Origin of the sequence: Aquabacterium sp. (genome assembly GCF_036273115.1) — a bacterium.
In the GTDB taxonomy this organism is placed as follows: Bacteria; Pseudomonadota; Gammaproteobacteria; order Burkholderiales; family Burkholderiaceae_C; genus Aquabacterium.
In genome coordinates, this window is record NZ_DASUIN010000001.1 from 1 (window position 1) to 11,850 (window position 11,850).

Here is an 11,850-nt window from a genome sequence, read left to right on the forward strand (position 1 = left end):
CGAAGCCGCCCACCACCAGGCGCTTGAGGTACAGCTCGGGCGCGATGCGCAGGAACATCTCCTGGTCCAGCGCGTTGTGGTGGGTGACGAAAGGCTTGGCGTTGGCACCGCCGGGAATCGGGTGCAGCATCGGCGTTTCCACTTCCAGGAAGCCGTGCTCGACCATGAAGTTGCGGATCGAGGCCACGCCCTTGCTGCGGGCGATGAAGCGCTTCTTGGCTTCCTCGTCCATCATCAGGTCGACATAGCGCTGGCGGTACTTCTGTTCCTGGTCGGTCATGCCGTGGAACTTGTCGGGCAGGGGGCGCAGGGCCTTGGTCAGCAGGCGGATCATGTTGACCTTGATCGACAGCTCGCCGGTCTTGGTCTTGAACAGGGTGCCTTCGGCGCCCAGGATGTCGCCCAGGTCCCAGTGCTTGAAGTCGGCCAGGGTGTCGGCGCCCACGTTGTCCAGGGTCACATAGACCTGGATGCGGCCTGTGGCATCTTGCAGGGTGCCGAAGCAGGCCTTGCCCATGACGCGCTTGAGCATCAGGCGGCCACCGACGCTGACCTTGACGGCTTGTGCTTCCAGGGCTTCGGCTTCGGTGCCGTCGTGTTGCGCATGCAGGGCTGCAGCGCGGTCAGCCGGCTTGAAATCGTTGGGGAAGGCCACGCCACGAGCACGGATGCCGTTGAGTTTCTCGCGGCGCTCTTCGATCAGTTTGTTGGTGTCCACCAGGGCTTCCGCAGGGGTGGCTTGGGCGTGGTCTGTCGCAGAGGGCTTTTGAGGCGTGGTCATGACGGCGTCTAGAGTGAAATCGGCCAAACCCTAGATTGTACGAGAGGGGGAAAAAAAAGCCGACCCCGCTGCCGGGATCGGCCAAGATCTCACCAATGTGAGGGTTTCTACTGGAGTTGAAACCAAAACCTGTCGTAATCAGTGCGCTTTAAGGCCAATGTCAGGGGCTTAATGCGATGCGTCAATCATGAGCAGGATCTTCCTATAAGAAAAGCAGACATTTGTCGAAATGTAAAAAGAATGTCGCTATTTCGTCCCTTTTCAGCCACACGTGGGCCTGGGCGACAATCCCACCATGTCTTTGGAAGAATCTCGCACGTCTCAACCGCTTGTCGAGCCGCGTTGGCGCCAGCTATGGCGTGCCGTACCACGGGCTGCGCTGGGCAACCTGCTGGCCAAGCTGTGCATGGTGGGTTTGGGTTTGGTCATCACCGTGCTGGTCGCGCGGCAGGGGCCCTCCGTGCAGGGGGCGTTCGCGCTGTTTGTGGCCGTTGAATCGGGTTTGCTGACGCTGTTTTCCGGTTTCGGCTTGTGGCTGGCTCGGCAGTTGTCCCTGCGTCAAGGGGGGCAATATGGGGCCGTGCGGCCCATGTTGACCGGCGTGCTGCGCGCCGCGGTGGGCTTGGGTCTGGTGGCCTCTTTGGTCCTGGTGGGGGTGTCGTGGTGGTCTACTCGCCTGCCCTATTCTTTGCTTTGGTTGTTGGCGTTGGCCGCACCGTTTCTGTTGTTGGTACCGACCGCGACCGGCTTATGGCTGGGGCAGGGGCGGATGTGGCCCATCAATGTCGCGCAGGTCGCGGCGCCGGCCAGTGTCTTGATGGGGTTGTCCGTGGTGTGGTGGCTGACCCAAGGGCAGACACGGCAGACCCCCGTGGTGCTGCTGGTGCTGACAGCCTGGGTCAGTGGCAAATCGCTGGTGGCCGTGCTGACCGCCCTGTTTGGTCTTCACGATGCCGCCCGGCATGATGCAGCCTTGCCTCAGCCTGCGGCTCGAGAGGCCGAGGCTCAGGATGCGGAGCCCCTGTCGACACCCGCCACGCCTGTCTGGTGGTCAGCCTGGCCTTTTGTGCTCACCATCGGCGTCACCAATGTGATCAGCCTGCTCAACTACCGAGTCTCCTTGTTCCTGGTCGAGCGCTTCCACGGGCTGGCGGCGGCAGGAACGTATTCGGTGGCGGTGACCGTGGCTGAGTTGCTGTGGCTGTTGTCCTCATCGGTCACCGTGTCGGCTTATGCGCGCATCGGTCATCCAGATTTGCGCGTGGCCTCGGCCATGACTGTGCAGGCGGTTCGCATCAATGTCCTGGCCACGCTGTTGGCCGCCCCTATTTTGCTAGGCGGGGCCTGGTGGGCTCTGCCTTGGGTGATGGGGGCTGCGTACGAGGCATCGCTGTGGCCGCTGGCGGCACTGCTACCCGGTGTGGCGGCTTATGCGGCAGCATCGAGCTTGTCGGCGTTCTACACCAACCACCTTGGCAAGCCCCATTTGTCGGGGGCCATTGCAGGCCTGTCGATGCTGACCAGCCTGCTGGTCGGGCTGGCGTTGGTGCCGCGCTGGGGGCCTACTGGGGCGGCGCTGGCGTCCAGCAGCGGGTACTTCCTTGCCATTTCGGGCGCGTACGCCGTTTTCCTGCGGCATGCCGGTTTGCCTCTGCGGGCCTTGTGGACACCGTCATTGACGCGCGATCAGAGACAATAGTGACCATGTCCATCCTCCTCCAACGACTCAAGCACCCCGTGGTGCGGCTGTTGTCGGTGTTCACCGGGCCGCGCATTGTTTACGGCTGGCAGAACACCGGCGGGGCGTATTGCCCCCACACCCGCGTGAGTACCCACACCTGCTTCGAGGGGCGGGAGGGGCTGACACTGGGTGATCATGTGTTCATCGGCCACTTCAATCGCATTGATGGGTCCAACGGCCTGGTGATTGAAGAAGGCTGCCAGATCACCAATTACGCGTCCATCCTGACCCATTCCAGCCATCGCTCGGTGCGTGCGATGGGGCGCCGCTACGTACACGAAGCCAAGCCGCACGGGTATGTGCGTCGGGCCACTCGCATCGGGGCTTACAGCTTCGTGGGGCCGCATAGCGTGATTGCGCCGGGCGCTCAGATCGGTAAAGGTGTGATCGTGCAGGGCTACAGTTTCGTGTCGGGTGATGTGCCTGATTTCGCGATCGTGGGCACCAAAGTGCCAGGCAAGCGGGCCGAGATCATGGGCGATACCCGTGAGCTGGACCGCGCTTTGTTGCAACGGCATCCGGAGTTGCATGCCATCTACGCCCAGTGGGCCGGTAAAGACAACCTCAAGCGCGCCTTGAATGGCACCGCTTCTGCCAGAGACGAGGACGCGATTCAGCCATGAGCAGTCAAGCGGTGCGAATTCTCTTCTTTGCTGATGCGTCCAGCGTGCACACGCGCCGCTGGGTCGCGGCCGTGGCCGAGCGTGGCGGACGCGCGGTGGTCATCACCCGCGAGCCGGGCGAGGTACCCGGAGCCGAGGAAGTCATTGCCATCGAGCCGGGCAAGGACAAGCTGGGCTGGTTCAAAGCCTTGCCCAAGGTGCGTGCAGTGGCGCGTGAGGTGGCGCAGCGGTTTGAGCCGACGCTCGTGCATGGTCACTATGTGACGTCGTATGGCCTGTGGGCCGCTGCGTGTGGCTTGAACGTGCCTAAAGTGCTGACGGCCTGGGGCTCTGACATTCTGGTCACGCCGCGTGAAAGCCGTCTGATGCGCTTGATTGTGAACTGGTCGTTGCACCATGCCGATCTGATCACGGCCGATTCGATGGACATGCTCGATGCCATCGCACGGTACCACCCCAGTGCCCCATGTCATCAGATTTTGTGGGGGGCTGATACCGACAAGTTCGTGCCGGCCGAACCCTCGCCGGGCTTTGATGTGGTCAGTCTGCGCACTTGGGAGCCGAACTACAACATCGATGTCATCGTGGAGGCATTTGCCGCCTTTGCCAGGCAGCGCCCGCAGTCCCAGGCGCGCCTGCATCTGTTGGGGGGCGGTGTCTTGAAAGAGGCGTTGCAGGCGCAAGCCGCGCAATTGGGGGTGGCCGATCGCGTCGAGTTCCATGGCCGGGTTGGCGATGTGGCGATGGTCAACGCCATCCAGCGCAGTCGGGTGTCGGTATCGATCCCGACCAGCGATGCGACTTCCGTGTCGGTGCTCGAGTCGATGGCCTGCGGTTTGCCCATCATTGCCTCTGACTTGCCTGCCAACCGCCAATGGCTCGACCAGCGTGGCGGGTTCATCGTGCCGGTTCGTGATGTGAGTGCGGTCACCCAAGCCTTGCTGACCGTCTGTGACGCGCCAGCACAAGCCCGTGAAATGGGCGCCTTCAACCATCAGCGCATCGAGCGCGAGGCCTCGCGTCGAGGCCAGATGGATGCCATGTGGCGCCTCTATCAGAAGTTGCTGTTGCCGCGCAACGTGAAAGTGCGAGAAAAAGCCCGTGCTTGAACTCAAGACTCATGGCATTCAGGCTCAGACCATATCGGTCATCGTGCCATGCCGCAACGAACGTGACCACATCGACGTGTTTTGCGCCAGCGTGCTGGAGCAACGCATTCCCGAAGGATGGGATCTGGAAGTGCTCATTGCCGATGGCCGCAGTGACGATGGCACACGCGAGCGTCTGTCGCATTGGGTGCAGCAAGACCCGCGCTTTGCTCTGATCGACAACCCAGGGCGCATCGTGTCGACCGGGCTGAACCGCTGCATTGAGCGGGCGCGTGGCAGTTTCATCGTGCGCCTGGATGTGCACACCGTGTACGCGCATGACTACATTGAGCAGTGTCTCAAGGCTTGGCAGCGAACGGGCGCAGACAACGTGGGCGGCCCCTGGCGCGCCATGGGCAAACCGGGGCAGAAGGTGCAGCAAGCCATTGCGGCGGCGTTTCAGTCGAAGTGGGTGTCAGGCGGTGCCTTGTCGCGCGACTTGAACTACGAAGGCGAGGCCGATACGGTGTACCTCGGAGCCTGGCCGCGTCAGACCTTCGAACGCTTTGGTGGCTTCGATGAAAACCTGGTTCGCAATCAGGACGACGAACACAATCTGCGTATTCACAAGGGCGGCGGGCGCATCTGGCAATCGGCTTTGATTCGTTCAACCTACCAACCCCGCGCGAGTGTGGGCGATGTGTTCCGCCAGTACCGCCAGTACGGCTACTGGAAGCCTTTCGTCATGAAAAAACACGGCCAGGCGGCCGCCTTGCGGCATCTGGTGCCAGGGCTGTTCGTGGCCTCCTTGATCGGGCTGTTGGTGCTGATGCTGGGCTTCGGTGGCCTGACCCTGATCGCGTCGTCGGCGTCCACCTTGAAATGGGTGTCAGCCTGGGGCACCTTGGTGTGCTCCTTGGGTTTGATGGCCTTGTGCCTGACCTATGGCCTGGCGGTTTTGCTGGTCAGCCTGTCGATTTCGCGTGAGTTGGGCGGGCGCTTGCTGGGGCAGTTGCCAGATGTGATCGCGGCCTATCACTTTGGTTATGGCCTGGGCTCGATCCGAGGCTGGCTCGATGTCTGGGGGCGCGGGCGCCCCAATCCCACTTTTGGCCGACTGACGCGTGGCGATGCCCGTAACCGTACCTGACACGATTCCAAGAACATGAGTCAAAACAATTTTTTGCCCTTCGCGCTGCCGGAAATCGGCGAGGAAGAGATCGCTGAGGTCGTGGACACCTTGCGTTCCGGTTGGGTCACCACCGGCCCCAAGGCACGGCGTTTCGAGCAGGAGTTCGTGTCCTTTCTGGGCGACGACAGCCTGCAAGCCATCGCGGTGAACTCGGCCACGGCGGGGTTGCATCTGGCACTGGAAGCCCTGGGCATTGGGCCAGGCGACGAGGTCATCACGACCACCCACACCTTCACCGCCACCGCGGAGGTGGTGCGCTATCTGGGCGCGGACGTGAAGCTGGTTGACATCGATCCGGCCACGCTCAACATCGACCCCGCCGCCATCGAAGCCGCCATCACGCCGCGCACCAAGGCCATCATGCCCGTGCACTACGCGGGCTTGTCGGTGGACATGGACGCCATTGCCGCCATCGCCGCCAAGCATGGCTTGAAGGTGGTGGAAGACGCGGCCCATGCCCTGCCCACGACCTGGAAGGGGCAAACCATTGGCACGCTGCGCAGTGATGCCGTGGTGTTCAGCTTCTACGCCAACAAGACCATGACCACCGGCGAAGGCGGGATGCTGGTGACCCGTGATGCGGACCTGGCTGCGCGCGCCAAGGTCATGCGCTTGCACGGCATCAACCGCGATGCGTTTGACCGCTTCACCGCCAAGGTGCCGAGTTGGTATTACGAGATCGTGGCGCCTGGCTTCAAGTACAACCTCACCGACATTGCTGCGGCGCTGGGCTTGCATCAGCTCAAGCGCTTGCAAGGCTTTCAGGTGCGTCGCGAGCAGATCGCCGCGCGCTACGACGAGGCCTTGGCTGACTTGCCCCTGATCTTGCCCCCCCGCCCGCAGCATGCGGGTGATCTGCATTCCTGGCATCTGTATGTGGTGCGCTTGAAGGATGAGGCGCAGATCAACCGTGATCAGCTGATCGACAGCCTGTTTGCAGACGGCATTGGCGTGAGCGTGCACTACATTCCGCTGCACCTGCACCCCTACTGGAAAGACCGCTACGACCTCAAGCCTGAGCAGTTCCCGCACAGCCAGAAGGCCTACGAGCGCATGGTGACTTTGCCGCTGTACACCCGGATGACCGATGCCGACGTGGAGCGTGTCATTGCCTCGGTGCGCAAGGCTTTGGCCTGAGCCGGCTGGGGTTGAAAGAAGTCATGGGCAAGCGGCTGTTCGATTGGGTGATGTCGACCTTGGGGTTGCTGGTGCTGGCGCCTCTGTTGCTGCTGATGGCCTTGGCCATCAAGCTCGATTCACCGGGGCCTGTGTTTTTCCGTCAGGAAAGGGTGGGTCGCTTTGGCCGGCCGTTTCACATTCACAAGTTCCGGACCATGCGGCATGACCCAAGCGGTAAGGGCTTGCAGATCACTGTCGGGGCAGACAAGCGCATCACCCGTGTGGGCGCGTTTCTGCGCCGCACCAAGCTCGACGAGTTGCCGCAGTTGATCGACGTGTGGGTGGGCTCGATGAGTTTGGTCGGCCCCCGCCCCGAGGTGCCCCGGTATGTGGCGCACTATCCTGCTGACATGAGGGACAAGGTCTTGTCGGTACGCCCAGGCATCACCGACATTGCCTCGATTGAATACCGTGATGAAAGTGCGGTGTTGGCGCGAGCTGCCGACCCTGAGCGAGCCTACATAGAAGAGGTGATGCCCCACAAACTGGCCCTTGCGGCGAGCTATGTCGATCAGGCCTCGGTCTGGCTGGACATCAAGCTGATCTTTCGCACGATTGGTGCCATCCTGAGAGGGTGAAATCCGACCCAGAGGAGGGGGGCGCAAGCCGGTGTCGCCGGTTTATCCGGAGGAATCCGGTCACCGGTCAGCACTCGACGATGTTCACCGCCAGGCCGCCTCGGGCGGTTTCCTTGTATTGGTCTTTCATGTCGGCGCCAGTTTGTCGCATGGTCTCGATGACTTTGTCGAGGCTGACGCGGTGTGAGCCATCGCCATGCAGGGCCAGTCGCGCGGCGTTGATTGCCTTGACCGCGGCGATGGCATTGCGTTCGATGCAGGGAATCTGAACCAGGCCGCCCACCGGGTCGCAGGTCATGCCCAGGTGGTGTTCCATGCCGATCTCGGCCGCGTTTTCGATCTGTTCCGGGCTGCCGCCCATGACCGCGCACAGCCCGGCTGCGGCCATGGAGCAGGCCACACCCACTTCACCCTGGCAGCCCACCTCGGCGCCCGAGATGGATGCGTTTTCCTTGTAGAGCAGGCCAATGGCTGCGGCGGTGAGGAAGAAGTCTTCGATGCCACGCTCGTTGGCGCCGGGCACGAAGCGGTGGTAGTAGTGCAGCACCGCGGGAATGATGCCGGCAGCGCCATTGGTTGGGGCGGTGACGACGCGACCACCGGCCGCGTTTTCCTCATTCACCGCCAGGGCGAACAGATTGACCCAGTCCATCACGTGCAGGGGGTCGGCCGGTGCGTTGGGGCTTTGCAATTTCTGGAACAAGGCCGGGGCGCGACGCTGCACATGAAAGCCGCCAGGCAACTCACCCTGGGTATGGCAACCGCGATCCACGCAAGCCTGCATGGTGTGCCAGAGTTGGCGTAAGCCGGCCTGGGTTTCGGCTTCACTGCGCCAGTGCAATTCGTTGCGCCGCATGATGTCGGCCACGCTGCAGTGGTGTAGACGGGTCAAGGCCAGTAGTTCGGCGGCGCTATGGAAGGGGTAGGGCAAGACGGTGGCGTCGGGCGCGACCACGGGGTGGCGGCTGCCATCTTCGGCCACTTCTTCGCTGACCACAAACCCGCCGCCGACGGAAAAGTAGCTGCGAGAACTGAGCTCCTGGCCGTGCCCGTCCAGCGCAAAAAAGCGCAAGCCATTGGGATGGAACGGCAACGATTTCAGGGGCAGAAAGCGCAGATCGGTGGCCGGGTCAAACGGCAAGTGGGTCTGCCCCAGCAGGGGAAGGACACGGTGCTCGCGCACACAGGCCATCCACGAGGGAATCGAGTCAATGGGGACGGTGTCTGGGGCGTGCCCCATCAACCCCAGGATCACGGCCTTGTCGGTACCGTGCCCACGCCCGGTGGCGCCGAGCGAACCATACAACTCGCAGCGCAGTTGTCGTACCAGGGGCAGGATCCCCTGGGACTCGAGGCGGAGCGCGAAGAGTTTGGCCGCCCGCATGGGGCCGACCGTGTGAGAGCTGGAGGGGCCAATGCCGATTTTGAACAAGTCAAAGACGGACACGGCCATGATCAGCTCTCCGTGCGCAAACGGTCGATCAGTTTGGCCGCCTCGCACAGTGCGCCATGCTCACTCAGGCCCATGTCGGCTAGCTCGCCTTCCGCAATCGCATCGCACAGGCGTTCGAGTTGGAGCAAGATGGCGGCTACGGTGGCGTCGTCGGCGGTCAGGCGTGGCTGCCACTCGCGCAAGGCGGCAATGTGACGCTTGCGGCTGTCGGCGCGAGCCTGTTTGATTTCCGGGTGGTCATAGGCCAGTTGGCGCAGGTGGCGACGGAAGATCAGGAACGAGCGCTGCCCTTCGGCCAGGGCTTCGGCAATTTGCAGGCTGGTGGCTTGGCGTGCCATCAACTCACCCAGGATGGCGGTCTCGGCATCTTCCCAGACCTGGTAGACCTGCACGAAGATGTCGATCTTGTCCTTGTACCAACGGTAGAAGGTTTGCGGGGCAAAGCCTGCACGACGCGCAATGCGGTTGGTGTCCGTGCCGGCAAAGCCGTGCTCGATGAACTCGGTTGCGGCCGCGCGCAAGAGCAGGGTTCGCGTGTCTTCGCCTGCCGCCGCGGGCGCATCAGCCCGGCGACTCATGCGGCGAGGGCGCGGCTGGGAAAGTGTGTCTTCAGCCATGAAAACAGGTCGTGATAGACCAGATGCTGGTCGGGTTCATGGAACAGATCGTGGGCCAGATCCTGATACCGGCATGCATGAACGTGCGCATCGGGGGCCAATTCAACAAAACGGTCGCACGCGCGTGACTGAACCAGGCGGTCGGCCTCAGAGTACAGCAACAGGGTTGGGTGTGTCCATCCGGATGCACGCGTCATCACGGCCTGGCCGTTGTCGAGGATGAACTGAGTCAACCGTGGGGTGATGCGCTGGTGGATGAGAGGGTCGGACTCGATGGCGGCGACCACTTTGGGGTCGGAGCTGCACCAGTCGGCCTTGAGCCCAACCGGTACGGACAGATCCGGAATCAGGCGCCCAAAAGCCGACAGCAGCGCCTTCTGGGTCATGCTCATGCTGGGTTCCAGCGCAGGGGCGCAGAGAACGACACCGTCAATCGGGCGAGCCCAGGCGGCGGGATCGGTGGGGGGCACCCAGGCCGAGGCCATGCGCGCAGCGATCAGTCCGCCCATGCTGGCGCCCACGAGAATGCGTGGCAACTCGGGGTAGGTGCGCTGCGCGGCGTCAAGCACAGCAGCGAGGTCGTGCATGAAGTCGTCGTCTTGTGTCAGCGCCCCACGGTCTCCACCCGAATGGCCATGCCCTCGGTGGTCGTAGGTCAGGACAGCCCACCCGGTTTCATTGAGCTTTTGAGCGACGTCGGCGTAGCGGCCGGCATGTTCGCACAGGCCATGCAGCAGCACGACCAAGCCCTGAGGGCGGTCAATCGGGTAGTGGTAGGTTCTCAGCTGCAGCCCGTCGCGGGCGGCCAGGTGAGGTGGAATCTCGGCTCGGACCATGGTTCGCAGTATGCCGTGAGCCGAGCGTAGTCACGATCATTGGTGTGCGCCTGTGCATGAATGTGGGGGTAACTCGGGACATGGGATTCCCGAGTATCCCCAGCGATCTCAGTGCGACGTGCCCTCTGATCGGGTGATCTTGTTGTAGACGTTGTACTTGCCGACGGGCTTGCTCATGGGCAGTCGCTTGACCTCGGCCAGGGTGTTGGCGTCGTACACGATCAAGGCGCCGTCCATTTCCCACAGGCTGGCCAGCGCGTATTTGCCGTCGCGCGTGAATTCGATGTGGGCCAGCGTTTTGCCTGGTTCGCCTTCGATGGTGCGGGCTGGTTGCAAGGTGGCCTTGTCGATCAGCATGAGCTTGTTTTTCGCGGGGCTCATCATGGCGTCGACCCAGGCGTAGCGGCTGGCCTCGTGGCTGCGCATGAAAAAGCCGGGGCCCAGGGTGGGGATCTGGGTGATGGTTTTCCAAGTCTGCATGTCGATCACGCTGATGACGCCATCCTTCAGGTTGGGCGAAGCCAGCACGGTGGTTTTGCTGCCATCCGGACGTGTCCAGGGCCAGGTGATGCCCGAACCCAGATGCGGCATGCCTGGCAGGTCGATGTGGGCCACGGCTCGGCGGGCATCCAGGCTGATGACCTGGCTGTCGGCCTGGGTTTCACCGGGGCGAGGGCGGGCCGAGCCGATGGCGTAGCGGTAGCCCTGGTCGAAGAAGAAGTCGTCCAGCGGGGCACTCAAGGGGGTGCGGCGTACGCCCAGATAACCCGGCTCGGCAATGGACTCGCCCATCCGGTAGTCATGCACATAGCCGTTGTGAATGGGTTCAGCCTTGGGGTTGTAGGAGATTTCCCATAGCTCGGGGATGTCTTTCAGCGCCACGACAAAGCTCTGGCGCGGGGCGGCGTCATACACAGCCGACACGCGTGACGACTGGGTGCCGTCCAGCGTTTGCGCCGGGTAGAGCTTGAGCAATTGCAGGTTGCTGTCAAACAGCACCACGCTGTGCGGCAGGTAGTTCGCGGCCATCACATAGCGGCCGTCAGCCGACACGGCCACGTTGCGCATGTTGATGCCGGCACGGACCTCGGCCACCACCTTGAGGTTGTAGAGGTCGTACTTGGTGATCCAGCCGTCGCGCGAGCCAAAGTAAACGTACCGGCCGTCTGGCGAGAACTTCGGGCCGCCGTGTAGTGCAAAGCGCGAGGCAAAGCGGTGGATGACCGTGAGCCGATCCCCGTCAATCAGTGACACATGGTGGTCGCCGCCTTCGACCACGACAAACAGGTTCAGCGGGTCGGCTTTCCAGACGGGCTTGCCTGGCCATTTGGCCCAGCCGGCGGTTTCGATGCGAGAGGCCTCAATGTCGGCCTTGGCCCACTGAGGACGGGGCTCTTGAGGCGAATAGATCCATTTGGCCAGCGCGTTGATGTCGTCGGGCTGCAGCTTGTCGCCAAAGGCAGGCATCTGGGTCGCCGCGCGGCCTTGGGTGATGACGGCAATGGCGTCTTTCTGCTTCAGGCGTTCCAGGCTTTCCGGCATGAGTGCCGGGCCCATGCCGCCCAGTCGCTCGGCGCCATGGCAAGCGGCGCAATGTTTGGCGAACAACTCGTGCGGGGCGGTTCCGGCGGCGGGTGCCGAGGTCGCCACGGCTGGCGCTACAGGTTGCGCGTGGGCCATGTCCCATCCGATCCAGGTCATGCCCATGGCCAAGGCAATCTGGGTGATCCATCTCCACATCATCATGTCACTCCGGTTTGTG

Annotated in this window: 11 protein-coding genes; 6 read left to right on the forward strand and 5 right to left on the reverse strand. The window is 62.8% G+C overall.

Annotated elements, in window-relative coordinates; genetic code table 11:
* Positions 1-781: amino acid--tRNA ligase-related protein (locus tag VFW72_RS00005; protein WP_329672205.1), on the reverse strand; the 781-nt coding region annotated here is incomplete at its 3' end.
* A 295-nt stretch (positions 782-1,076) separates the two neighbouring features.
* On the opposite strand from VFW72_RS00005, the gene VFW72_RS00010 reads away from it, so the two are divergent.
* Genes VFW72_RS00010 through VFW72_RS00035 form a run of 6 tightly spaced genes read left to right on the forward strand, consistent with a single transcriptional unit; the run spans position 1,077 to position 7,182 of the window.
* Positions 1,077-2,480 (forward strand): teichoic acid transporter, encoded by a 1,404-nt coding sequence (locus VFW72_RS00010; protein ID WP_329672206.1) that lies wholly within the window; start codon positions 1,077-1,079, stop codon positions 2,478-2,480.
* 5 nt (positions 2,481-2,485) lie between these two features.
* Positions 2,486-3,145, forward strand: coding sequence for an acyltransferase (locus VFW72_RS00015; RefSeq protein ID WP_329672207.1), 660 nt, complete (start codon positions 2,486-2,488; stop codon positions 3,143-3,145).
* A complete protein-coding gene (locus tag VFW72_RS00020) occupies positions 3,142-4,254 on the forward strand; it encodes a glycosyltransferase (protein WP_329672208.1) in 1,113 nt (370 codons plus the stop codon). The genes VFW72_RS00015 and VFW72_RS00020 overlap by 4 nt, the downstream gene beginning before the upstream one ends.
* The gene (locus tag VFW72_RS00025) at positions 4,247-5,383 is read left to right on the forward strand and encodes a glycosyltransferase family 2 protein (protein ID WP_329672209.1); all 1,137 of its coding nucleotides are present in this window, start codon (positions 4,247-4,249) and stop codon (positions 5,381-5,383) included. The genes VFW72_RS00020 and VFW72_RS00025 overlap by 8 nt, the downstream gene beginning before the upstream one ends.
* A gap of 15 nt (positions 5,384-5,398) precedes the next feature.
* Positions 5,399-6,562 (forward strand): DegT/DnrJ/EryC1/StrS family aminotransferase, encoded by a 1,164-nt coding sequence (locus VFW72_RS00030; protein WP_329672210.1) that lies wholly within the window; start codon positions 5,399-5,401, stop codon positions 6,560-6,562.
* A gap of 23 nt (positions 6,563-6,585) precedes the next feature.
* Positions 6,586-7,182, forward strand: coding sequence for a sugar transferase (locus VFW72_RS00035; RefSeq protein WP_329672211.1), 597 nt, complete (start codon positions 6,586-6,588; stop codon positions 7,180-7,182).
* Positions 7,183-7,249: 67 nt separating this feature from the next.
* Here VFW72_RS00035 and VFW72_RS00040 read toward each other — a convergent pair whose 3' ends face one another.
* From VFW72_RS00040 to VFW72_RS00055, 4 genes are all read right to left on the reverse strand, one after another.
* Entirely contained in the window at positions 7,250-8,635 is a 1,386-nt protein-coding gene (locus tag VFW72_RS00040; protein WP_329672212.1) for an L-serine ammonia-lyase, read from the reverse strand.
* A gap of 2 nt (positions 8,636-8,637) precedes the next feature.
* A complete protein-coding gene (locus VFW72_RS00045) occupies positions 8,638-9,252 on the reverse strand; it encodes a helix-turn-helix domain-containing protein (RefSeq protein ID WP_329672213.1) in 615 nt (204 codons plus the stop codon).
* Complete coding sequence (locus VFW72_RS00050) at positions 9,210-10,088, reverse strand: lysophospholipase (RefSeq protein WP_329672214.1); 879 nt, start codon at positions 10,086-10,088, stop codon at positions 9,210-9,212. The genes VFW72_RS00045 and VFW72_RS00050 overlap by 43 nt, the downstream gene beginning before the upstream one ends.
* Positions 10,089-10,196: 108 nt before the next feature.
* Complete coding sequence (locus VFW72_RS00055) at positions 10,197-11,828, reverse strand: cytochrome D1 domain-containing protein (RefSeq protein WP_329672340.1); 1,632 nt, start codon at positions 11,826-11,828, stop codon at positions 10,197-10,199.
* Positions 11,829-11,850: the final 22 nt, after the last annotated feature.